Consider the following 21,661-nt stretch of genomic DNA (forward strand, 5'->3'; position numbering starts at 1 on the left):
CGGCCGCGTTTTTCAGCGCATCAGCGCATGCACCTGGCTTGCCAGATCTTCAAGGGTGAATGGCTTCAGCAACACGGGCGCACCCGTCGCCGGTGCGTTGTTCCCCTCGGCGGTTTCGCCGTAGCCCGTGATGAACAGCACTTTCATTTCCGGCCGCAATGTCTTGCCGGTCTCCGCCACCCGCCGCCCGTTCACGCCGCCCGGCAAGGCCAGGTCGCAGACCAATAGGTCGATCCGGGCCTGCGTGGTCAGGTGCTTGAGCGCGCTGGCGCCGTCCGTCGCTTCGATCACATCGAAGCCGATTTCCTTCAGCACTTCGGCGGTGATTTCGCGCACGGCCGGATCGTCCTCGGCCAGCAAAATCGTCCTGCCCTGCAAGACCCGCGACGGCGAGACCGATGCCGTGTCCGCGGCGACCTGGATGCGGGCCCCGCCATGGCGCGGAAAGTAGAGGTCGATATCCGTGCCCAGGTCCGGTTGCGAGCGCACCTGGATGTGACCGCCGGACTGACGGACAAAGTCGTGAACCAGCGCAAGTCCCAGGCCGGTGCCGCGCTCGGCCGGCTTGGTGGTGTAGAAGGGTTCGAACATGCGTCGCATCGTCTCGGGCGTCATGCCGCACCCCGTGTCGGACACGCGCAACCGCACGTGGTCGCCCGGTTCCAGATTGCGCTCGCGCGCGTCCTCGGCGCCCAGGGTCACGTTGGATGTCTCGATGCGCAGCGTGCCGCTCGCGTACAGGGCGTCGCGCGCATTCAGGCACAGATTCAGCAGCGCATTTTCAAGCTGGTGCGCGTCCACCCAGACCGGCCACAACCCGGCGGCGCAGTCCACGTCCAGCGTGATCGCCGCTCCGGCGCTGCGCGTGATCAGCGCCTCCATGTCGGCGATGACGTGGTTGATGTCCACCGCCGTGCGCTCAAGCGGGTGGCGGCGCGAAAAATTAAGCAGGCGGCGCGTCAGGATGGCCGCCTTGTCGGCGCCGCCTTTTGCCACCGCGATGTGACGGGCGAGGTCATCGGTCCGCCCCTGCGCAAGGCGCTGGGACAGAAAATCCAGACTGCCGGAGATTCCCGTCAGCAGATTGTTGAAGTCATGCGCGACGCCACCCGTCAACTGGCCGATGGCTTCCATCTTCTGGCTTTGGCGCAGGGCCTCTTCGGTCAGGCGCAGCGCGTCGGCCTGGGCCTTTTCGGCGCCGACCCGCGCGGTGGTTTCAATGACGGTGTCGATCATGCCGGCGACATTGCCGTTTTCATCGCGCACGGGGCTGTAGCAGAACGTGAAGTTGGCCATCTCGGCGCGGCCGTATCGGTGGACGACGAGTGGGTAATCCTCGATGAAGGTGGCCTCGCCGGCGTAGGCGCGTTCGGCGATCGGGCCGATCAGCGACCAGGCTTCGCGCCAGATCTCATCGAACGGGCAGCCCAGCGCGTCGGGCTTGGCGCCCAGGATGGGGACGAACGCGTCGTTGTAGATCGAGATGAGCTCGGGGCCCCAGACCAGGCAGGACGGAAACCGGGACGACAGCACCATGCTCGCGGCAATGCGCAACGAGGCGGGCCAGGAAGCGATGGGACCGAGCGGCGTGGCAGACCAGTCGTGGCGGCTGACTCGTGCGCCCATTTCCCCGCCGCTGGCAAGGAATAGAGGCTTGGACGGGTCGTTCTGCATGGCACTCGATAGGGTGGCGGGGTAGGTGACCGATTCTATCCCAGCACTCGGGCGCGCGTGCGCGGACAGGAGGCTCGTATAGAATAAGAACAATTCCTATTTGCACATATGCCGAGGTGCGCCTTGCCTGCGCCGCTATCCCCATCCGCCGACAACGTCTCCCAGCTTTATCGCGAACACCACGGCTGGCTGTCGATGTGGCTGCGCAAGAAGTTGGGCAGTTCCTTCGACGCCGCAGACCTGGCGCACGATACGTTCGTGCGGCTGATGGCCGGGCGGCGCCGGGAGGAGACCGGCGCCGAGCCGCGCGCACTGCTTGCCCACATCGCCAAAGGCCTGGTGGCCGACCATTGGCGCCGCCGCGCGGTGGAAGACGCTTACCTTGCCGCCGTGGCGCACGTGCCCGAGGCCGAGGCCCCGTCGCCCGAGGCGCGCGCCCTCATCCTGGAAACGCTGCACGCCATCGATGCCGCCCTGCGCTCGCTGCCTGCCCGCACGCGCGAGGTCTTTCTGCTGTCGCAGTTCGACGGCATGGCTTATGACGAGATCGCGCGCAAGCAGCGCGTGTCGCTGTCGACGGTCAAGCGCCATATGCAGGCCGCCTTTGCCGCGTGCCTGATCGCGTATCAGGCGGACGCGGCGTGAACGCGGTCATCGACCCCGCCATCCTCAACGAAGCGGCCGGCTGGCTGGTGCGTTTGCAGTCCGAGACACTCTCAGCGGCGGATCGCGCGGCGCTGGCGCGCTGGCGGGCGCGCAGCGCCGACCATGAAGCCGCCTGGCAACGCGCCGAGGCGATGCTGCGCGGGTTTGGCCAGGTGCCGCCGCGGATCGGCGGGCAAGCGCTGCGGCAGGCGGACTGCGCCGGACGCCGCCAGGCCGTGCGCGCGCTGGCGGGGCTGCTGGTGCTGGGTCCGGCGGCGTGGTTGGGCGTGCGCGAGCTGCCCTGGCGCGAATGGCGCGCGGACCTGCGCACGGCGACGGGCGAGCAGCGCCGCGTCGAACTGGCCGATGGCACGCAACTGGTGCTCAACACGGCCAGCGCCGTGGACATCGACTACACCCCGACGCAACGCGTGCTGTGGCTGCGCGCGGGCGAAATCCTGCTGACGACGGGGCACGACCCCGCGCCCGTGTCGCGCCCGTTCCTGGTGCAGACGACGCAGGGCGTGCTGCGGGCGCTGGGCACGCGCTTCATGGTCCGCGACGAAGGCGCCAGCGTGCGGGTGGCCGTTTACGAGGGCGCGGTCGAGGTCCGGCCGGCCGGGGCGGACGTCCACGGCGTCGTGCTGGCGGCGGGCCAGCAGACCGTCTTTTCGGCCGGTGGCGCTGAGGCGCCGGTCCCCGCCGACGCGTTGGCGGCGTCGTGGGCGGACGGCATGCTGGCCGCGCGCAACTGGCGGCTGGCCGATCTGGTGGACGAGCTGGGCCGCTACCGCCACGGTGTGCTGCGATGCGATCCGGCCGTGGCCGAGCTACGCGTGTCGGGGGCGTTCCCGTTGAACGACATCGAAGCCAGCCTGCGCCTCCTGCAAAAGACGCTGCCGGTTCGGGTGAGCCGCGTGACCCCGTGGTGGACGACGATTGCGCCCCGCGCCGCCGTTACAAATTAATCGCCAATCGGCTGACACTTTTTTCCGCTTCGTCCGGTGTACCGGGTGAACCGCCGCGACATGCGCGTCACCCCAACCCCACGAAGGATCGTTTCATGGTTTCCCGACTCTCCCGATCGCCCCGCCTGCCGCGCGGCCTTGCCGTCCTGTCGCCCGCGGCGTCGCTGGTCCGGGCCGCCGGCCTGGGGCTGGCGCTGCTTGCGGCCTCGGGAATGCCGGCGGCCACGTTCGCGGCCGAGACAGCCAGCGCCGCGCCGCGCAAGTCCTATGCCATCGCGCCTGGACCGCTTGGCGACGTGCTGGCGCAGTTCGCCGCCAGTGCGGGCGTGCCGCTGTCGTTCGATCCCGCGTTGGTCGCGGGCCAGCGCAGCGACGGTCTGCAGGGCGCCTACACGGTGCGAGAGGGGTTCGCCCGCCTGCTGTCCGGATCGGGCTACGCGCTGGCCGAACAGGGCGGCGGCGCCTATTCGCTGCGCAGGCTGCCGGTGGCCGCCGGCGAGACCACGGTGCTGCCCGCGGTCACCGTCGATGGAGCGGGCATCAGCCCCTCCGCGCTGCCGGCGGAATTTGCCGGCGGCCAGGTGGCGCGCGGCGCGCGGATGGGCCTGTTGGGCAACCGCGACGTGATGGACACGCCGTTCAATGTCACCAGCTACACGTCGGAATTGCTGGCGAACCGTCAGGCCGTGACGCTGGCCGACGCGCTGACGGTGGAGCCGTCCGTGCGCTTTACCGGCCAGATCGGCGGCGTGACCGATTCGTTCTACATCCGCGGCTTTCCCATCGGCGAAGGCAACCTCGGCGAAATCGCCTTTGACGGCGTCTATGGCGTGGCGCCCAACTACCACGTCTTCACCGACTACATCGAGCGCGTGGAAGTGCTGAAGGGGCCGGCGGCGCTGCTGTACGGCATGTCGCCCAACAGCGGCGTGGGCGGCGTCATCAACATGGTGCCCAAGCGCTCGCTGCCCGAGGACCTGACCCGCGTGTCGGCCGACTACGTCGGCGACTCGCAATTCGGCGCGCGAGTCGACCTGAGCCGCCGATTTGGCGACGCGGGGGAATGGGGTGTGCGGGTCAACGGCATGCAGCGGCAGGGCGACACGCCCCTGGACAACATGAGTTCGCGCACGACCATCGGCGCGCTGTCGCTGGATTACCAGGGCGAACGGCTGCGCGCCTCGCTGGACCTGCTGACGCAGCATGAGAAGATCGACGCGCCGACGCGACCGTTTCTGGTGGCGCCGGGCATTGCCGTGCCGCGTGCCCCGGACGGCCGCCGCAACGCCACGCAACCGTGGGGCTGGTGGAAGTCCGACGGCCAGTCGGCGCTGCTGCGCGTGGAATACGACATCAGCGACCGCCTGACGGTGTTCGCGGACGCGGGCGGCTCGGACACCAGCGTGTCGCGCCTGTCGGACCAGACGCCCACCATCGTGAACGAAGCCGGCGACACCGTGGTGACGCCCAACAACTTCCGTTTCCAGGTCAACCGCAGCACCTACAACGCCGGGCTGCGCGCCAAGCTGGACACGGGGCCCGTGCGCCACGCAATCAGCTTCATGGGCAGCCTGTACAGCGACCGCAATCTGCAGGCCAGCGTGAACGGCACCCCGCTCACGTCCAACATCTACCACCCGATCACGCGTCCGGAGCAGCACATTCCCGCGCCGGCCAACGTGCCCAAGGTGTCGTCGTCGGATCTGTCCGGCCTGGCGCTGGCCGATACGCTCAGCATCCTGGACGAGCGCGCGCAGTTGACGCTGGGCCTGCGCCACCAGCGCATCGAATCGCGCAACTTCAACGGCGCCACGGGTGTGCGGACGGTCAGCTACGACGAAAGCGCGACTACGCCGCTGGCCGGGCTGGTCATCAAGCCCTGGCACAACGTTTCGTTCTACGCCAACTACATCGAGGGGCTGAGCAAGGGCGACGTGGCGCCCGCCACGGCCACCAACGCGGGAGAGGTCTTCAAGCCGTACAAGGCCAAGCAGAAGGAAGTGGGCGTCAAGGTCGAGCTGGACAACGCGATGGTGACGCTGAGCGCCTTCGAGATCACCAAGCCCAGCGGGCAGCTCACGAACGGCGTGTATGCGGCCGATAGCGAGCAACGCAACCGCGGGCAGGAATTGAATGTGTCCGGCGAACCGATGCGCGGCGTGCGCCTGTTGGGCGGCGTGACCTTCCTGGATGGGGAGCTGACGCGCACCAACAGCGCGGCCACGCAGGGCAACCGGCCCGTGGGCGTGCCCACCGTCGCGGTCAACCTGGGCGCCGAGTGGGACACGCCGTGGGTGACGGGACTGACCTTGACGGGCGGCATGGTCTACACCGGACGCGAATACATCAACCAGGCCAACACGCAGTCGGTGCCGTCGTGGACAACGTTCGACCTGGGCGCGCGCTATGCGCTCAAGGTCCAAGGCCGGGACGTCACGCTGCGCGCCAACGTCGTCAACGTGTTCAACCGCGCCTATTGGTCCGGCGTGGCCTCGTACGGCACGATCTCACAAGGCGTGCCGCGCACCCTCATGCTGTCGGCGTCGATGGACTTCTAAGCGCCGGCAAACACCATGCACACCGGGCTGCCGACGGACAGCGCGTAGCCGTCGTGCGCCAGCATGCCGCTGGCCGGATCGACACGAAACCGCTGCAGCGTGTCGCTGTCTTCGTTCAGCGCGAAGACAAACCGGCCGTCGGGCGACAGCGTGAAAAAGCGCGGTGTCTTGCCGTGCGTGCGGGCATGCTGCACGGTGGTCAGTCGACCGGTGGATGCGTCCACGCGAAACACCGCAATGCTGTCGTCACCCCGATTCGACGCATACAGGTGCCGGCCATCGGCGTCCAGCGCAATGCCGGCGGCGCGGCTGTTGCCGGTATAGGTGTCGGGCAGGGTGGACAGCACCTGGAAGGGACGCAGCGCGCCTGCTTCCACGGCATAGGCCGTGACCGTGTTGTCCAACTCGTTGACGACGTACAGCCATTTCCCTGATGGATGAAAGACCGCATGGCGTGGGCCCGCGCCCTCGCGCGACGTCGCAACGCTGGCAGGCTGCGCGCCGATCCCATGCGCGTCGGCGGGATACAGGAACACCCGGTCCAGCCCCTTGTCCGGCACCGCTACATACTTGCCCGACGGGTCGAGCACGTTGAAATGCGGCTTGGAAAATGGCTGCTCCTTGCGGTGCGGCCCCGGTTCGCCGGCCAGCGGCACCGTCTGCGACACGGCTTGCAGCGCGCCGTCCGCCGCTACGGGCAGCACCGCCAGCGTGCCGGTCAGATGGTTGGACACCATCAGATAGCGGGCCGACGGCCCCAGCGCCAGATGGACGGGATTGCGGCCCTGGCAGTCCTGCGTATGCCAGGGCGTCAGCGTGCCGTCATGCGCATCGCGGCGCAGCGCGCTGACCTCGCTGCTGTCGCCGTGCACGGTGTACAGGATCGGCAGCGACGGATGCGGCAGCAGATACGACGGATTGTGCAGACCCCCCACGACCTGCTTGAGCGTCAGCGTTCCCGTCTCGGGCGCGTAGTCGAACACGCTGATGCCCTCGCCGCGGGCATTGCGTTCCCGGGTGGTCCGGGAACCGATATAGACATGCATGGCGCGAGCCTCATTTTGCCAGTTGAAAACGGCCGCGCCACGCGCGGCCCTACGAAGTCAGGATGCCGCTGATGCGGGCCAGGTTGTCGAGCGTGCTGCGCAGGTGGGCCGAAAGCGCCTCGGCCGCCTCGTCGTTGCGTTCGCGTTCCAGCAGGTCCAGGATGGCCAGGTGCTGGTCGCAATGCTGCTGGTAGCGGCTGCGGTCCTGCATCGAGCGGTAGGACAGCAGGCGGCGTACGCGATTGACGCGTTTGATCGTGTCGATGAAGAACGGATTGCCGGAGGCTTCCACCAGCGATTCATGAAAGCGCACGCCGCGATCGTGGAGCTGGTCTGCGGTGTCGGTGGCGATGCCGCCGTTCAGCAGGTGCATTTCCGCGGCGCGGCAGCGCGCCAGCACGGATTTTTCGATGCGAAAGCCGGGCTCGCGCAGCGCCGCCGGCTCCAGCGCCAGCCGCAGCCGGTAGGACTGCAGCAGGCTGTCGGGCGTCGTCATCATGGACGAGAATTCCCAGCCGTATCCGGGCCGGCGCTGCGCCCAGCCCTCTTGCGAAATGCGGCCCAGCAGCGCCTGCGTTTGCGCATTGGTCAGCGCGTAGCGCGTGCGCAGCTGCGCTTCGCTGCACTGCATCGGCAGTTCGCCGCGCAGCAGTTCGTCGGCAAGCGCAAAGTACGTCTGCGTGACGATGTCGTCCGCCGATGGGGGCGTGATGTCGGCGGGGGCTTCGCCCGCGACGTCGAAGTCGCGCAGCAGGAAGTACCCGCGGTTGGGCTTGCGCGCCACCACACCGTGCTGCTCCAAAATACCCAGCGCATCGTTGACCGGCGAGCGCGACAGCCGCAGGCGGTCGGCGATCTTCTGCGCGCGCAGGTGCGCGCCCTCCTGCAGACGGTCTTCCTTGATGAGGTCCAGGATCTTCGTGACGGTATTGGTTTGCGCGCTCATGGGTGGCGGACGGCCGATGAAATGGTGTCCGACAGGATAGCGGGAATGACGCCGCCCATCTGCAACAGCCGGATCTCAAGCCGGGTCTCGACGGCCGCGGTGGCGGTCAGCGGCTCGGAGCGGCCATCGGCGCGCAGGACGCGCACGGGAATGGCGGCGCGGGGCGCCAGCGCGGCGGCCTCGACGTCGATCTCGATCCGGTCGCCCGGCTGCAGCCGCAGCGTCGCGGGCGTCACCCCGTCGGGAAGGCGCAGCGGCAGGATGCCCATGCCGATCAGGTTGGACCGGTGGATGCGTTCGAAGCTGACCGCCAGCACCGCGCGGATGCCCAAGAGCCGCTGGCCCTTGGCCGCCCAGTCGCGCGACGAGCCTGTGCCGAAGCGCGCGCCCGCCACCAGCACGACGGGCTGCGACGCCTTCGCGTAATGCGCGGCGGCGTCCCAGATGGGTTCCAGCCGGCCGCTGGGTGCGTGCAGGGTGTGGCCGACGGGGGCGGAGGGACAGAGCAGGTTGGTCAGGCTCTTGCTGTAGAACGCGGCGCGCATCATGACTTCCCAGTTGCCGCGGCGCGATGCGAATACGTTCAGGTCGTTGCGGTCGTCGCCGCGTTCGACCAGGAAGTCCGCGATCAGGCTGTCGGGCGGGATGGCGCTGGCGGGCGACAGGTGGTCGGTCGTGACGTCGTCGCCCACGACGAGCAGTGGATGCGCGGTGTAGCGGCCCAGTTGACTGCCGGCCTCGGTGCTGGCAAAGGGCGGGCGGCGCAGCGCGGTGGACGCAGCGTCCCACGGAAACCGCGCCGACGCGGGCGATTGCAGGGCCTGCCAGGCCGGGTTCGCGCTGGCGATCTTGAACGCGGCGCGATAGTCGTCGGGACGCTGCCCTGCGGCCAGCGCGGCGTCGATCTCGGCTTCCGTCGGCCATAGCTCGGACAGGTGAACCGCGCGCCCGTCGGGCGTCACCTGGACCGGCTCGCGGCTCAGGTCTCTTTCCGCGTCGCCGGCCAGCGCAAAGGCGATGACCAGCGGCGGCGACATCAGAAAGCCCAGGTCCAGATCCGGATGGATCCGGCCCGTGAAATTGCGGTTGCCGGACAGCACCGCCACCGGGTGGATGGCGCCGTCGGCCAGCGCCTCCCGCACGACGGGCGGCAGCGGACCGGAGTTGCCGATGCAGGTGGTGCACCCGTAGCCGACGATGTCAAAGCCCACGGCGGCCAGGTCTTCCAGCAGACCGGCGCGCGCCAGGTACTCTGCGGCGGCGGGGGAGCCGGGGCCGAGTGACGTCTTGACCCAGTGCGGCGGCCGTAGCCCGGCCCCGCGGGCCTTGCGGGCCAGCAGCCCGGCGGCCGTCAACAGGCGCGGATCGGACGTGTTGGTGCAACTGGTGATCGCGGCAATGGCGATGGCGTGGCGGGGCAGGGCGGACGGCGCGCGCGGCGTGAAATCCAGCGCCGCAAGAATTTCGCGCGTCTGCCCGTAGGGATGCAGATCCTGCGGACGCTTGGGACCGGCCACGTGCATCTGCACGGCATCCAGCGCGATGTCGACCACACGGGTGTAGCGGGGCTCGGCATCGGGGTCCAGCGCGATGCCGGTGCAACGCGCGTAAGCCTCCACACGCGCGATCTGATCTTCGGCGCGGCCGGTCTGGCGCAGGTAGGCCAGCGTTTCACCGTCGATGGGGAAGTAGCCGGTGGTCGCGCCGTATTCGGGCGCCATGTTGGCCACGACGCACCGGCTGCCGGCCGGCAGCGTGGCCACGCCCGGTCCGAAGAATTCGACGAACTCGCCGGAGACGTGGATGGCGCGCAGGCGCTGGGTGACGGTCAAGGCCAGGTCCGTGGCCGTGACGCCGGGTTGGAGCGCGCCGGTCAGCCGCACGCCGATCACGTCGGGAATGCGCAGCATCGTCGGCATGCCGAACATGACCGTCTGCGCTTCCAGGCCGCCCACGCCCCAACCTAGCACGCCGATGCCGTTGATCATCGGCGTGTGGCTGTCGGTGCCGATCATCATGTCGGGATAGAGGGCGGTGCCGTCGGGGCCTGGCTGCTGGCAGACCACCGTGGCCAGTTGCTCCAGGTTGATGGTGTGCATGATGCCGGTGCCCGGCGGGTGGATGCGCACGTTCGACAGCGCCTTGGAGGCCCAGCGCAAAAAACGGTAGCGCTCGGCGTTGCGCCGCAGTTCCTGGTCCAGGTTGGCTTGCGCCGCATCGCTGCGCGCATAGGCTTCGACGGCCAGCGAGTGGTCCACCGACACGTCCACCGGCAGCACGGGATTCAGCACCGACGGATCGACCCCGGCCTCGGCCAGCGCGTCGCGCATGGCGGCAATGTCGACCAGGGCGGGCGTGCTGGTGGTGTCGTGCATCAGCACGCGGCCCGGCTGGAAGGCGATTTCGGATTCGCTGGTGCCGTGCGCCAGCCAGCCGAACAGCGCGGCGACGGCGGCGTCGCGCTCGGCGCCCTGCATGTTGCGCAGTGCGTTCTCCAGCAACAGGCGCAGCACGACCGGCAGCCGGAAGTAATCCGCGCCGTATGCGGCGGGCAGGTCCAGGCAGGTGTACGAGGCGCCATCCAGCGTGAAGCGTGCGCGGCGGAGCGGGGCATTGGTGTTTTCCATAGCTGCCAGTTTTGCATATTGCCTGCATAAAATGCAATTAAGGACAAACCCGGCCGCGCAATGACGCTTGGCCCCCTAGGAGACAGACATGCCCCCCATCCGTACCCTGGCCGCCGCCGCGGCCTTGGCGCTTGCCGCCTCGACCCCTCTGCACGCCGCCGACCTGCCGGCCAACCACCCGATCACCCTGATCGTGCCCTTTGCCGCGGGCGGGGGCGTGGACGGCATGGGCCGGCTGCTGGCCGAGCGCCTGCGCAGCGAACTGCCGCAGGGCGTGGTCGTGGAGAACAAGCCGGGCGCCAGCGGCATGCTGGGCGCGACGGCGGTGGTGCGTTCCGCGCCTGACGGCGCCACGCTGCTACTGGGATCGGCCGGCGAGACCGCCATCAACCCGCTCGTCTTCAAGAGCAAGATGCAGTACCAGCCGGAGAAGGACCTGGCGCCTGTCGCGCTGATCGCCCGTGTGCCGAACGTGCTGGTCGCCAATCCCAAGCTGCCGGTGGCCAACGTCGAGCAACTGGTGGCCTATGGCCGCGCCCATCCCGACAAGCTGACGTACGCGACCAGCGGCGTGGGCAACCCGCAGCACCTGAACGGCGAGCTGTTGCAGTCGCTGGCGGGCATCAAGATGGTGCATGTGCCGTACAAGGGCGCCGCGGCGCAACTGGTGGACGTGGCGGCGGGCAGCGTGGACCTCACGTTCGTCAGCCTGGCGGGCGCCTTGCCGTTCATCAAGAGCGGCAAGGTCAAGCCGCTGGCGGTCACGTCCGCCAAGCGCGCGTCGTTCGCGCCGGACATCCCCGCGTTGGCCGAATACGCGCCGCTCAAGGACTATGCGTTGGAAAACTGGTTTGGTGTCTTCGTGCCGGCCAGCACGCCGCCGGAGGTGCAGCAGAAGCTGGCGGCCGCCATCGACCGCAGCCTGAAGGACGAGAAATTCGTGGCCAGCATCCGTGAACTGGGCGGCGAAGTGCAGCCGATGAGCCAGGACGAGTTCCGCGCGTTCATCAAGGCGCAGACGGCGGTGTTTGCCAAGGTCGTGGCCGACGGCAACATCACGGCGGAAAACTGAAAGCGGGTTGTGCGGGCTGGTGGGGCGCCACGTGGGTCAGCTCCTGGGTCAGCTCTTGGGAGGCCGTTCGCGAAGACGTGCACAGCGCTACTGCCCGTTACGGCGCGTCGTGCAGCATCAGGTCAAGGCCCACGCGTTCGCCGCTGCGCACCCGGCTGACGGCCTGGCGCTCCGTGACGCGGTAGACGCCCTGCGAGCCCGATACGGGCCGGTGCGACGTCGCGATCACCACCCCATCGCCCAGGCCCAACGGCAGCACCATCGGGCGCGACTGCATGCGCGGACGCTGCTCGGTCATGACAAGTTCGCCGCCCGTGAAATCCACGCCGGGCTCGGACAGCAGCACGATCAGCCGCAGCGGAAACACGCAGGCGCCGTCGGCATGCTGCAGCAGCGGCTGGTAGCCGGGTGCGTCCAGGCGCTGGATCGCGGAAAGGCTGCGCGATTGTCCTGAAAGGCGGTTCTGCTGGAGGTAGGCGGGCAGATCGTCCGGGTAGGAGACATCCACGTCCAGTGCGCTTGCCCAGGCGCGCGCCACCGGCAGCAGGCGCGCGTAGAGATCGGTGCGCAGGCTGGCCAGCGGCGCCGGCAGGGGATCGGGCAGGCCTTGCAGCGCTGCCAGCGCGCGTGCGTCAGCCGGCGCATAGAGCGCGGGCAGCAGCGCCCAGCCCTGCGCGTCCAGGTCCTGCGCGATGCGTATCCAGTCGTATTCGCCGAGCGGGCGGGAGGCGGGCGTGGTCATGGTCCGGGGCGCGTCATGGAAGGGATCGGGGTCTTGGGCGTGGTCATGTTCATGTGCATCGTCTTGCGCGGGGCAATCGTCCTGGCGGCCAGGCGTTACCCGCCGCCGGTACGACGCCACAGCTTAGCCAGTCCGGCGCGCCCCGGCACTCCGCCGCTTGCTGTCCGCGGGGCCGCACCAGCCGGCGGTCAGTTGCCGTGCAGTATGCTTACCGGCTTCATCGACACTCCCCCCGCTGCCCGCAATGACTGATTTTCCCTTTGACGCCGTGCTGTTCGACTGCGACGGTGTCCTGGTCGATTCCGAACCCATCACCAGCCGCGTGCTGACCGAGATGCTCAATGAATTGGGCTGGGGCATCACGCACGCCGAGACAATGCAGATCTTTACCGGGAAGGCGGTCAAGGACGAACTGCCGCTGATCGAGGCGCGCACCGGCGCCACGATCGATCAGGCATGGTTCGACCAGTTCCGCCAGCGCCGCAACGACGCGCTGGACCGCGATCTCGTCGAGATCCCCGGGGCGCCCGACGCCGTGCGCGCCTTGCACGAAGCGCTGGATGGGCGCATCGCCGTGGCATCGGGCGCGGACCGACGCAAGGTCGAGCTGCAACTGGCCAAGGTGGGCATCGCCGACTGCTTCGACGGGCGCGTCTTCAGCGGCCACGAGATGCCGCGCAGCAAGCCGTTTCCGGACGTGTACCTGGCGGCCGCGCAGGCGCTGGGCGTGGACCCGAAGCGTTGCGCAATCGTCGAGGACACGGTCACCGGCGCAACAGCAGGCGTGGCCGCCGGCGCCACCGTATTCGGCTACAGCCCCGGCGAACTCGGCCACAGCGGCGCGCAGGCGCTGCGCAACGTGGGCGTGTCGCACGTGTTCACCGATATGCGCGAGTTGCCGGCGCTGCTGGCGGGCTGGCGGGCGCAAGCTGCCTGACGCGCTGGCGCGCGATTGCCGATCGATGTGCCGGCAGGCGGCGGGCGCCTGACGCGCATCCGCCGCGCCGGGCATCAACGCCCGTGCGTGGCGTACTGTTCGCCGCCATCCAGGTCGATCACGGTTCCGCTCAGATAACCCGCGCGCGGCGAGGCGCCGAAGACGATCATGTCGGCCACCTCGCCCGGCTCCATCAGCCGCCCGAACGGTAGATCCGACAGTGTTTCCTGCCAGCGCGATTCATCGCCCCAGCGCGCCTGCGCGCGTTGCCGAGCCAGCGTCAGCACGCGATCGGTGCGCGTGCGCGACGGATTGACGCCGAACACCCGCACCCCGTGGCGCGGCGATTCGCCGCCCAGCGCCCGCGTGAATGCAATGAGCGAGGCGTTGGCCGCCGCGCCGCAGATGTAATCGGCGCGCGGCGCCGAGCCCGCCATGCCGATGATGTTGGCAATGACGCCCGACCCCGCGTCGCGCATCGCCGGATAGTAGTGGCGCGCCAGGCTGATGTAGCCGTGCACCTTCAACTCCCAGCCCGCGCGCCAGCGTTCGTCCTGAACCTGATCCAGCGCGCCGCCCGGCACGGCGCCGGCGTTGTTCACCAGGATGTCGACGGGCCCCGTTTCCTTGCACAGGCGCTCGGCCGCGCCGGGTTGCGCCAGATCCAGCGTCACCGCGCCGGCCTGCCGCCCCGTCTGCTCGCGGATTGCCGCCGTGGCGTCATGCAGCGCCGCATCGTCACGCGCAACCAATATTGGCTCGGCGCCTTCCCGCGCAAACGCGATGGCGCACGCCAGACCGATGCCCTTGGAGGCGCCCGTGATGAGGACGCGTTTACCCGCCAGCTGCAAATCCATGTAGCGCTCCTGTCGATGCGCGCCGGTCGGCGCGGCCTTGCAGACGTTGTAAACCGGATGCGCGGCGCTGTGGGATCCAGGGCAGAATTTTTGAAGACGCGAAGGTGCGCCGCGTCCGCGCGCCGCCTGCTATGCTCGGTTTCTCCTCGGATCCAAGGACTCGTCGATGTCGCAAATCTGGCTGGAAATCTGGACTGCAGTGCGTACTGAATTTGCCGATATTCCCGATGTGGCGGAGGCAACACGCATTGTGCTGCGCTTAAGCATGGCCGTCCTGCTGGGCGGCCTGTTGGGTTACGAACGGGAACGCAGAGGCAAGGATGCCGGGCTGCGCACGCACATGCTGGTGGCGCTGGGCGCGGCCATCTTCGTGCTGGTGCCGTTGCAGGGCGGCATGGAAGTCGGAGACCTGAGCCGCGTGCTGCAAGGCGTGATCGCGGGCATCGGCTTTCTGGGGGCGGGCGCCATCATCAAGCTGGGCGCCGAGCGCGAAATCCATGGCCTCACCACATCGGCCAGCATCTGGATGACCGCCGCCATTGGCGTGGCCGCCGGCATGGGCCGCGAGGCCACCGCCGTGGTCAGCACCCTGATGGCGCTGTTTGTGCTGGCCGTGCTGCGGCGCGTCGAGGCGCGCATTTCCGCAAGCCAGGAAAAGCGCGTGATCTCGACGGATGACAAGGGATCGCCGTAGACACCGGAAGCGGATCCGCCCGGCGCAGTCTTGCCGGGCCGCCCGCTAATTGCCGCCCGCTAATTGCCGCCCGATACCTCGATGAACGAGCCGCTGGTATAGCCGGCCTCGTCCGAAAACAGCCACATCACCGCCCCGGCCACTTCTTCCACGGTGCCGCCGCGGCGCAGCGGGATGACGCTTTTCAGCCGGTCGACGCGGCCCGGCTCGCCGCCGCTGGCGTGCATCTCGGTGTAGATCGTGCCGGGGCGCACGCCGTTCACGCGGATGCCTTCGGGAGCGACTTCCTTGGACAGCCCGATGGTCAGCGTGTCCATCGCGCCCTTGGACGCGGCGTAGTCCACGTATTCGTTGGGCGATCCCAGCCGCGCCGCGGCCGATGACACATTGACGATGGCGCCGCCCTGGCCGCCGTGGCGCGGCGACATCCGCCGCACGGCTTCGCGTGCGCACAGGAATGCGCCGACCACGTTGGTGGACAACACCCGGTGCAGCCGGGCGGCATCCATGTCCTCGACGCGCATCTGCTTTTCCAGGATGCCGGCGTTGTTGACCAGCGCGTGGATGCGACCCAGGCGCTCGTCCAGCGTGCGGAACATGCGCAGCACCTGGTCCTCCTGGGCGACATCCGCCTGAATCGCGACGGCCTTGCCGCCGTCTCGGGTGATCTCGTCCACGACCGCCTCTGCGGCATCGGCATTGGCGTGGTAATTGACGCCGACCGCGTACCCGCGGCGGGCGGCCAGCTTGGCGATGGCAGCCCCGATGCCGCGGCTGCCGCCGGTGACAAGCATGACTTTGGACATGGTTTCCTCCTGTGGTGGCATCACTGTTGGGCCACACGTTAGCAAACGCGGCCGATCAGATCCATACGTCGTTGGGCGCACGGCGCGGCCCGCCTTCGTCGCCGGTGTTCGCGACGCCGCGCGGCTCGATCAGCATGAGCTGCACTTCCTGCGGCGCACAGGGCTTGTGCTCCACGCCCTTGGGGATCACGGTCATTTCACCGGGACCCAGCGCGATCTCGCCGTCACGCAGCGCGATCCGCAGATGGCCCGCGATGACGATGAACGTCTCGTCCGTGTCGGCGTGCGAATGCCAGACAAAATCGCCTTTCAGCTTGACGAGCTTGAACTGGTAGTCGTTCATCTCGGCAATGACCTTGGGCATCCAGTGGTCGTGGATCAGGGCCAGCTTGGCGGCCAGATTGATGGAAGCAGGGAGGGACATGGCGGGCTCATGGGGATGGAAAGCCTCACGATACGGCGGCGCCGGGTGCGCCGTCTTGTACGATCGAGCAGCTTTTGCCGATGCCCGCCGGGGCCGCGCGTCAGCCGTTCAGCATCCGCCGCCAGCGGTCGGGCGCCATGCCGTAGGCCTGCACATGGCGGCGCGTAAGGTGACTTTGATCGGTGAAGCCCGCGTCGGCGGCGGCCTGCGCCAGCGGCGTGCCCACCGCGATCAGCCGGCGCGCCAGGTCCAGACGCCGCAGCATCACGTAGCGGTAAGGGCTGGTGCCGAACAGCGCGCGGAAATCGCGCGACAGGCTCCAGCGATCCGTGCCCGCCGCGCGCGCCAGGTCGTCCAGCAGAATCGGCTGGTCCAACGATGCGTGGATGAACTGCCGGGCGCGTTCGGCTGCGGCGTAATCGGGCGCGCGCCGGCCGGTTCTGCGGCCCGCGGCGGCGCACAGCGCGTGCGCCAGTTCGAACAGCGCGTCGTCTTCCTGTAGCGGATCGATGTCCTGGCCCGTGGCCTGGAGCAGCGCGCCGCTGGCCGCGTACAGCCGGGGATCGGCGCTGATGCCGTCGCGGATGAACGGCAGCGGCCGGCCGCCCAGGATCTGCTGGATCAGCGCCGGCTCTACGTAGATCATCCGGTAATGAAAGCCCGCGTCGGTGCCGGCCTGGCCGTCATGCGCTTCGTCGGGGTGCAGCACGATGGTGCCGCCCGGCAGGCTGTGCTGCATGCCGCGCCGGTAATGAAAACTTTGCACGCCGGCCAGGGTGCGGCCGATGGCGTAGGTGTCGTGGCGGTGCATGTCGTAGCCATGCCCGCCGAAGTACGCCTCGATGCGCTCCACGCGGCTGGACGGCGCGGCACGCCGGATCCAGTCCTTGCGGGTCGCATCGAAGGCCATGAGCAGACCCCGCGGCTACGCCGGCTGCTTTAACTGGACCAGCACGAACTCGTTGCCGTACAGGTCGATGAAGTGGGCGTACGCGGCGGTCTCTTCCTGTACGGGCTCGCGCGTGAAGCGCACGCCCTTGGCCGAGAAGTGCGCGTGATCGCGCAGCACGTCGTCCGTGTAGAACACGCCGACGGGCTGGCCGCCCGTCTGGTCGCCCACGCGATCGCGCTGGGCCTGCGTCTGGGCCTGCAGCAGCCACATGCCCACCGAGGGCTGATCGTGCAGACGCAGATGCACATAGCGCTGCTGGCCGACAGGCATGTCGACAGACACCTCCATCCCGAGCTTGTCCCGGTAGAAGGCGATGGCGGTGTCGTAGTCGTTCACCAGCAGGACGAGACGGCCCAGCGTGTGCATATCAGGACTCTCTTCAAATGGATCGTGCGGCCATGCTAACCCACCAGGAAGTCTTTGACCTCAGTCGGCGGCGTCGGCCTCGCGCAGCAGGCGCACGCCGACCAGCGGATAGCGCGTTTCCTGCGTGTTCCAGTTGCGGTACGACGAGCGCGTGTACAGCGCCCACGTATGCCACGAGCCGCCGCGCCGCACGCGCACGTTGCCGACTTCCGGACCCTGCGGATCATCAGTCGGGGAGTGGGCGTAGTAGTCCTCGCCGTACCAGTCCGCGACCCATTCCCATGCGTTGCCGTGCATGTCGTACAGGCCGAACGCATTGGGCGCGTAGCTGGCGACCGGGGCGGTGAAGGTGTTGCCGTCGTGGCGCGGCGAGGCAAAGGCCTGCCACTTCGGCCACAACGGGCTGGCGTCGGCATCGAAACCGTTGCCCACGTCAGGCATCGCGGCCGGGTCGTCGCCGTTCTGGTAGCGCGTGCGCGTGCCGGCCCGGCAGGCGTATTCCCATTCGGCTTCGGTGGGCAGGCGGTACACGCGGCCTTCCGTCCTGGTCAGCCATTGCGCCAGCGCCTGCGCGTCGTTCCAGCTGATGTTCACCACCGGGTGATCGTCGCCCTGCACAAATCCCGGGTTGCGCCAGGAATACCGTCGGTCGCGGCCTTCGAAGGCGTCGCCCGACGCGGACGTTTCCGGATCGTACGCGGCGTTGTAGCCGTAGCCGCCGGTGCCGTCGGCTTCGGACTCCGGCACGTAGCCGGACGCTTCGATGAAGCGCCGGAACTGGCCCACGGTGACTTCCGTGCGCTCCAGGTAGAACGGCCGCGTGATGCGAACGGCGTGCACCGGCGCTTCGTCAAAGAGCTGGGCGTAGCGGTCAGGCGGATAGTGCGGATACGCGGCGGCCAGCGTGTCGGCCCCTTCGTCGCTGCCCATCTGGAATGTGCCCGCCGGGACACGCACGAAGGTCATACCCAGCGAATTTTCGACGATGTCGGGCGGCGTGGCCGCCTGGACGGACGCGCAGGTCAGGGTGCAGAGCAGGGCGAAGGCAGTGCGGGTACGCATGGCAGTCCGACGGGTTAGGCCTGAGGGGTGCGCAATAGTAGGTCCGCTGCGCGGCCGCCGCCAGACATGGTGAACCCTCATGTTGGACGGACGCGTCGCGGAAAGCCGGTCCGTCGGAGCGCCGGATCGCCGGAGCTTCGGACCGCCGGACCGCCGGACCGCCCGCTGGCGGACCCCAAAGGCTGCATCGTCGACTGCCGCCCGCTCAGTTTTCCGCCGCCCGCGCATCCAGCCATTGCCGCGGTGATGCGCCCAGCTTCTGGCTGAAGATGCGCGACAGGGCCGACGCGTTCGCGTAGCCCAGTTCGGCGGCGATCGTCTTGACGGCGATGCCTTCCCGCAAGCGCGACTGCGCCAGCGTCAGGCGCCAGTCGGCCAGGTAGTCCGCCGGCGGCTGGCCGACCACGTGCTTGAACGCGGCCGCAAAGGCGCTGCGCGACATGCCCGCACGGCCGGCCAGCGCTGCCAGCGTCCAGGCCGCGCCGGGCTGCTCGTGCATGGCGACCAGCGCGCGCGCCAGGCGCGGCTCGGCAAGACCCGTCATCAACCCGATCTGTATGCCGGCCTCGGCAGGATGGTCGATCAGCCAGCGCAACAGCTGGATCAACACCACCTCAAACAGGCGGTCCGCCAGCAGCCGCTGTCCGCATCGCACCTGTTCGGTTTCGGCGAACAGCAACGCCAGCGCCTGCGCCAGTCCGTCAACACGCGCCAGCGGCAGCGCGATCAGCGGCGGCAGCGCGCGCACCAGCGGATGGTGGTCGCCGCCTTCGAAGTGCAGCGTGGCGCAGGTGAAATCCGAGCCGTCCTCGGGCGGGTTGTGGAATTCATGGTGCACCGGGCGTGCGTAGAACAGCAGCGTCGGCTCGGCCACGCGCAGCCGGCGGGGCAGACCGCTGCCGGCCCGGTGCGCGACCTCCATGTCGCCGCGTCGCAGCACATGCAGGAAGGCGCGCCCGGGTTCGGGCGCGAACCGGTTCAGACCGCACAGCGGGCCGGCATGGAACAGGTGCGCCCGCACGCGGAACCGGTCGAGCAGGGCGGACAGACGGTCGAGCGAGGGTGTCATGGCGTATTGGACGAATAGATATGAATCGTGGACGATAGGTGCCCAATATTACTCCCGACCCACCCATACTGGCGCAAAGGCAGCAGGAAACCAACCGGCGCCTTTCCCTTAACGACTGAATCAACTCACTGAAAGGAAACGTCATGTCCCGCGTTCAACTCATCGACTCCTCTGTTGCTCCCGCTGCCAGCAAGGCGCTGCTTGACCAGATCCACGGCGCGTTCGGCGCGACCCCCAACATGTTCCGCGCAGTCGCGAACTCGCCCGCTGCCCTGAAAAGCATGTGGGGTGCGTTTGGCGCCCTGGGCGGCGGCGTGCTGCCCCCGCAACTGACCGAAAAGATCGCCGTCGCCGTCGCCGACCGCAACCGCTGCGAATATTGCCTGGCCGCGCACACCGCGCTGGGCCGCAAGGCTGGCGCCACTGCCGAACAGATGGCTGCGGCCCAGGCCGGCCACGCCGACGATCCGCAGACGGCCGCGGCGCTGGATTTCGCGCTGAAGCTGGTGCGTCAGCACGGCCAGGTGGCCGACACCGACGTGGCGGCGGTGCGCGCGGCCGGCTTCAATGACGAGCAGATCGTCGAGATCCTGGCGCATGTGGCGTTGAACCTGTTCACCAACTACGTGAACGTGGCGTTCGACGTGCCGGTGGATTTCCCGCGTGTGCGGTTGCGCGCGGCGTGAGCGATCCGGGGCCGACCTGGGCAACCCAGGCGGCCTTGGCAACGCGCGGCCCGCGCTGTCCCCACGGCCCGGGCCGCCCGGTTCCACAGGGGCGCCGGCAGCGGCCGCGCGCCCCTATCCCGCCTTGCGTATCGTGAAGTTGATGCGCTGGCTGCCCAGCCGCGGATGCGGCAGGTCCTTCAGCGGCATCACGCCGTGAAACCGCAGGCGGTCCACGCCTCCCCACACGACGACGTCACCGTGAAACAGCGGCACCCGCGCCGCGCGGTCCGCGCGGTCGTCTCCCCCGAACAGAAACATCGCCGGCATGCCCAGCGACACCGACACGATGGGCGCGTTGAAATCGCGCTCGTTGCGGTCCTGGTGCAGCGACAGACGCGAGCCGGGTTCGTAACGGTTGACCAGGCACGCATCGGGCGCAAAATCCGGAAAGCCGGCTTCCCGCGCCGCGTCCTGCGCCAACTGCCTGAAGGCCTGCGGCATCGCCGGCCAGGGCTGTCCGGACACGGGGTCGATGCGGCTGTAGCGATAGCCGCGGGCGTCCGTCGTCCACCCCAAGTCGCCGCAGTTGGTCAGCGCCACCGACATCGTGTACCCGCCGGGCGTCTCCATGTGCCGGAACGGCGCCTGCGCGGTCACGTCGTCCACGCCGGCCAGCAGCGCGTCAACGGTTGGCAGCGCAAAGCCGCGCAACACCACGGATTGCGGGCCGATGGTCACGCGGCCATGCTGGGCGGGATCGTCGCCGCCGAATAGGTCCAGGGTCATGTCACACCGCGTCGTGAAAAATGATGCCAAGCGTGTGGCGGCGCCCCGAACGCAGCTCGCTCACGCCGTGGCGCATGGCCACCTTGCGCCACCCGCGCACGCCGGGAACCGGGCGCTGGTTCACCGTGAAGATGAGCGCATCTCCTTGCTTCAGGGGCAGCACGTCGGCGCGCTGCTCTCGGCTGCCGGTTTCCGTCATGACGAATTCACCGCCCGTGAAGTCCACGTCCGGCGTGGACAACAGCACCGCCACCTGCAACGGAAACACGTGTTCGCCGTACAGGTCCTGGTGCAGGCAGTTGTAGTCGCCCGGCCCGTACTGCAGGATCAACGGCGTCGGCCGGCGCTGGCTGGCCGCGTGGCACCGCGCAAGAAAATCCGCGTGATCTGCGGGGTACTGCACGCCGATGCCCATCTGCCGGTTCCATCGGTTGGCGATGGGCGCAAGCTGGGTATAAAGCGCGCCGCGCAGGTGGGCAATCAGGTCAGGCAAGGGATAGCGGAAATACTTGTATTCGCCGCGCCCGAATCCGTGGCGCGCCATCACGATACGGCTTCGGTAGCGATCATCGTGATCGTAGGCGTCCGACAGCGCGATGCATTGCGCAGGCGTCAGCAAGGCGGGCAGGATGGCGTTGCCATGCGCGTCGAGGTCGGCAACGGCGCGGTTCCAGTCCTGCTGCGCGAGCAGGGCGTCGGCGGGCGCGGTGGTCATGGTCGTTGAATGGAGAACTACTGCGGCAAATTTACGGCGGCAGATTC

At 68.6% G+C, this 21,661-nt stretch carries 21 protein-coding genes; 7 read left to right on the top strand and 14 right to left on the bottom strand.

Annotated elements, in window-relative coordinates; genetic code table 11:
- Positions 1-12 precede the first annotated feature (12 nt).
- On the bottom strand, positions 13-1,674 hold the full coding sequence (locus B2W22_RS10520; RefSeq protein ID WP_254594934.1) for an ATP-binding protein: 1,662 nt from the start codon (positions 1,672-1,674) through the stop codon (positions 13-15).
- 123 nt (positions 1,675-1,797) lie between these two features.
- Between B2W22_RS10520 and B2W22_RS10525 the strand changes: the two genes are divergently transcribed.
- The 3 genes from B2W22_RS10525 to B2W22_RS10535 all read left to right on the top strand — a co-directional run bounded on the left by B2W22_RS10525 (position 1,798) and on the right by B2W22_RS10535 (position 5,845).
- On the top strand, positions 1,798-2,319 hold the full coding sequence (locus tag B2W22_RS10525) for a sigma-70 family RNA polymerase sigma factor (protein WP_286937550.1): 522 nt from the start codon (positions 1,798-1,800) through the stop codon (positions 2,317-2,319).
- A complete protein-coding gene (locus B2W22_RS10530; protein WP_286937552.1) occupies positions 2,316-3,287 on the top strand; it encodes a FecR domain-containing protein in 972 nt (323 codons plus the stop codon). Before B2W22_RS10525 ends, B2W22_RS10530 begins: the two co-directional genes overlap by 4 nt.
- A 95-nt stretch (positions 3,288-3,382) precedes the next feature.
- Positions 3,383-5,845, top strand: coding sequence for a TonB-dependent receptor (locus tag B2W22_RS10535; RefSeq protein WP_286937554.1), 2,463 nt, complete (start codon positions 3,383-3,385; stop codon positions 5,843-5,845).
- Here the strand turns inward: B2W22_RS10535 and B2W22_RS10540 are convergent.
- The 3 genes from B2W22_RS10540 to acnA are packed head-to-tail and all read right to left on the bottom strand — an operon-like array spanning position 5,842 to position 10,464.
- A complete protein-coding gene (locus tag B2W22_RS10540) occupies positions 5,842-6,891 on the bottom strand; it encodes a lactonase family protein (RefSeq protein WP_175124411.1) in 1,050 nt (349 codons plus the stop codon). The two genes, B2W22_RS10535 and B2W22_RS10540, sit on opposite strands and share 4 nt — an antisense overlap.
- A 49-nt stretch (positions 6,892-6,940) precedes the next feature.
- Entirely contained in the window at positions 6,941-7,837 is an 897-nt protein-coding gene (locus B2W22_RS10545; RefSeq protein WP_175124412.1) for a GntR family transcriptional regulator, read from the bottom strand.
- A complete protein-coding gene (gene acnA / locus B2W22_RS10550) occupies positions 7,834-10,464 on the bottom strand; it encodes an aconitate hydratase AcnA (protein WP_286937556.1) in 2,631 nt (876 codons plus the stop codon). Before acnA ends, B2W22_RS10545 begins: the two co-directional genes overlap by 4 nt.
- A gap of 88 nt (positions 10,465-10,552) precedes the next feature.
- Between acnA and B2W22_RS10555 the strand changes: the two genes are divergently transcribed.
- Positions 10,553-11,536 carry a Bug family tripartite tricarboxylate transporter substrate binding protein gene (locus B2W22_RS10555; RefSeq protein ID WP_286937558.1) on the top strand — a complete coding sequence of 328 codons (984 nt, stop codon included), beginning with the start codon at positions 10,553-10,555 and terminating at the stop codon, positions 11,534-11,536.
- Positions 11,537-11,633: 97 nt separating this feature from the next.
- On the opposite strand, the gene B2W22_RS10560 is transcribed toward B2W22_RS10555, so the two are convergent.
- Positions 11,634-12,278 carry a 2OG-Fe(II) oxygenase gene (locus tag B2W22_RS10560; protein WP_175124414.1) on the bottom strand — a complete coding sequence of 215 codons (645 nt, stop codon included), beginning with the start codon at positions 12,276-12,278 and terminating at the stop codon, positions 11,634-11,636.
- A 244-nt stretch (positions 12,279-12,522) separates the two neighbouring features.
- Here B2W22_RS10560 and B2W22_RS10565 point away from each other — a divergent pair, with 244 nt between their 5' ends.
- Entirely contained in the window at positions 12,523-13,215 is a 693-nt protein-coding gene (locus tag B2W22_RS10565; protein ID WP_175137684.1) for an HAD family hydrolase, read from the top strand.
- A gap of 74 nt (positions 13,216-13,289) precedes the next feature.
- Here the strand turns inward: B2W22_RS10565 and B2W22_RS10570 are convergent, their stop codons facing one another.
- Positions 13,290-14,072: an SDR family oxidoreductase gene (locus B2W22_RS10570; protein WP_175184458.1), complete on the bottom strand. Its 783-nt coding sequence runs from the start codon at positions 14,070-14,072 to the stop codon at positions 13,290-13,292.
- Between the two features lie 166 nt (positions 14,073-14,238).
- Between B2W22_RS10570 and B2W22_RS10575 the strand changes: the two genes are divergently transcribed.
- Positions 14,239-14,766: an MgtC/SapB family protein gene (locus B2W22_RS10575; RefSeq protein WP_175124417.1), complete on the top strand. Its 528-nt coding sequence runs from the start codon at positions 14,239-14,241 to the stop codon at positions 14,764-14,766.
- A 59-nt stretch (positions 14,767-14,825) separates the two neighbouring features.
- Here the strand turns inward: B2W22_RS10575 and B2W22_RS10580 are convergent, their stop codons facing one another.
- The 6 genes from B2W22_RS10580 to B2W22_RS10605 all read right to left on the bottom strand — a co-directional run bounded on the left by B2W22_RS10580 (position 14,826) and on the right by B2W22_RS10605 (position 19,445).
- A complete protein-coding gene (locus B2W22_RS10580; protein WP_175137686.1) occupies positions 14,826-15,572 on the bottom strand; it encodes an SDR family oxidoreductase in 747 nt (248 codons plus the stop codon).
- 55 nt (positions 15,573-15,627) lie between these two features.
- Entirely contained in the window at positions 15,628-15,996 is a 369-nt protein-coding gene (locus B2W22_RS10585) for a cupin domain-containing protein (RefSeq protein WP_175137687.1), read from the bottom strand.
- 100 nt (positions 15,997-16,096) lie between these two features.
- Complete coding sequence (locus B2W22_RS10590) at positions 16,097-16,906, bottom strand: AraC family transcriptional regulator (RefSeq protein WP_175137688.1); 810 nt, start codon at positions 16,904-16,906, stop codon at positions 16,097-16,099.
- A 15-nt stretch (positions 16,907-16,921) separates the two neighbouring features.
- Positions 16,922-17,314, bottom strand: a complete 393-nt coding sequence (locus B2W22_RS10595) for a VOC family protein (RefSeq protein WP_175124421.1) — start codon at positions 17,312-17,314, stop codon at positions 16,922-16,924.
- A 60-nt stretch (positions 17,315-17,374) separates the two neighbouring features.
- Positions 17,375-18,376 carry a formylglycine-generating enzyme family protein gene (locus tag B2W22_RS10600; protein WP_286937563.1) on the bottom strand — a complete coding sequence of 334 codons (1,002 nt, stop codon included), beginning with the start codon at positions 18,374-18,376 and terminating at the stop codon, positions 17,375-17,377.
- Between the two features lie 205 nt (positions 18,377-18,581).
- Entirely contained in the window at positions 18,582-19,445 is an 864-nt protein-coding gene (locus B2W22_RS10605; protein WP_175137690.1) for an AraC family transcriptional regulator, read from the bottom strand.
- A 143-nt stretch (positions 19,446-19,588) separates the two neighbouring features.
- Between B2W22_RS10605 and B2W22_RS10610 the strand changes: the two genes are divergently transcribed.
- Positions 19,589-20,131, top strand: coding sequence for a carboxymuconolactone decarboxylase family protein (locus B2W22_RS10610; RefSeq protein WP_286937566.1), 543 nt, complete (start codon positions 19,589-19,591; stop codon positions 20,129-20,131).
- A 114-nt stretch (positions 20,132-20,245) separates the two neighbouring features.
- On the opposite strand, the gene alkB is transcribed toward B2W22_RS10610, so the two are convergent.
- Positions 20,246-20,899: a DNA oxidative demethylase AlkB gene (alkB, locus tag B2W22_RS10615; RefSeq protein ID WP_175137692.1), complete on the bottom strand. Its 654-nt coding sequence runs from the start codon at positions 20,897-20,899 to the stop codon at positions 20,246-20,248.
- 1 nt (position 20,900) lies between these two features.
- Positions 20,901-21,614 carry a 2OG-Fe(II) oxygenase gene (locus tag B2W22_RS10620; RefSeq protein ID WP_286937568.1) on the bottom strand — a complete coding sequence of 238 codons (714 nt, stop codon included), beginning with the start codon at positions 21,612-21,614 and terminating at the stop codon, positions 20,901-20,903.
- Positions 21,615-21,661: the final 47 nt, after the last annotated feature.

Source organism: Achromobacter sp. UBA4530 (assembly GCF_002388205.1).
Lineage (GTDB): Bacteria > Pseudomonadota > Gammaproteobacteria > Burkholderiales > Burkholderiaceae_B > Achromobacter > Achromobacter animicus.

Coding starts and splice junctions, on each gene's coding strand:
- B2W22_RS10520 (WP_254594934.1), bottom strand. CDS start 1,674: ATGCAGAACGACCCGTCCAAGCCTCTATTCCTTGCCAGCGGCGGGGAA.
- B2W22_RS10535 (WP_286937554.1), top strand. CDS start 3,383: ATGGTTTCCCGACTCTCCCGATCGCCCCGCCTGCCGCGCGGCCTTGCC.
- B2W22_RS10540 (WP_175124411.1), bottom strand. CDS start 6,891: ATGCATGTCTATATCGGTTCCCGGACCACCCGGGAACGCAATGCCCGC.
- B2W22_RS10545 (WP_175124412.1), bottom strand. CDS start 7,837: ATGAGCGCGCAAACCAATACCGTCACGAAGATCCTGGACCTCATCAAG.
- acnA (WP_286937556.1), bottom strand. CDS start 10,464: ATGGAAAACACCAATGCCCCGCTCCGCCGCGCACGCTTCACGCTGGAT.
- B2W22_RS10555 (WP_286937558.1), top strand. CDS start 10,553: ATGCCCCCCATCCGTACCCTGGCCGCCGCCGCGGCCTTGGCGCTTGCC.
- B2W22_RS10560 (WP_175124414.1), bottom strand. CDS start 12,278: ATGACCACGCCCGCCTCCCGCCCGCTCGGCGAATACGACTGGATACGC.
- B2W22_RS10565 (WP_175137684.1), top strand. CDS start 12,523: ATGACTGATTTTCCCTTTGACGCCGTGCTGTTCGACTGCGACGGTGTC.
- B2W22_RS10570 (WP_175184458.1), bottom strand. CDS start 14,072: ATGGATTTGCAGCTGGCGGGTAAACGCGTCCTCATCACGGGCGCCTCC.
- B2W22_RS10575 (WP_175124417.1), top strand. CDS start 14,239: ATGTCGCAAATCTGGCTGGAAATCTGGACTGCAGTGCGTACTGAATTT.
- B2W22_RS10580 (WP_175137686.1), bottom strand. CDS start 15,572: ATGTCCAAAGTCATGCTTGTCACCGGCGGCAGCCGCGGCATCGGGGCT.
- B2W22_RS10585 (WP_175137687.1), bottom strand. CDS start 15,996: ATGTCCCTCCCTGCTTCCATCAATCTGGCCGCCAAGCTGGCCCTGATC.
- B2W22_RS10590 (WP_175137688.1), bottom strand. CDS start 16,906: ATGGCCTTCGATGCGACCCGCAAGGACTGGATCCGGCGTGCCGCGCCG.
- B2W22_RS10595 (WP_175124421.1), bottom strand. CDS start 17,314: ATGCACACGCTGGGCCGTCTCGTCCTGCTGGTGAACGACTACGACACC.
- B2W22_RS10600 (WP_286937563.1), bottom strand. CDS start 18,376: ATGCGTACCCGCACTGCCTTCGCCCTGCTCTGCACCCTGACCTGCGCG.
- B2W22_RS10605 (WP_175137690.1), bottom strand. CDS start 19,445: ATGACACCCTCGCTCGACCGTCTGTCCGCCCTGCTCGACCGGTTCCGC.
- B2W22_RS10610 (WP_286937566.1), top strand. CDS start 19,589: ATGTCCCGCGTTCAACTCATCGACTCCTCTGTTGCTCCCGCTGCCAGC.
- alkB (WP_175137692.1), bottom strand. CDS start 20,899: ATGACCCTGGACCTATTCGGCGGCGACGATCCCGCCCAGCATGGCCGC.
- B2W22_RS10620 (WP_286937568.1), bottom strand. CDS start 21,614: ATGACCACCGCGCCCGCCGACGCCCTGCTCGCGCAGCAGGACTGGAAC.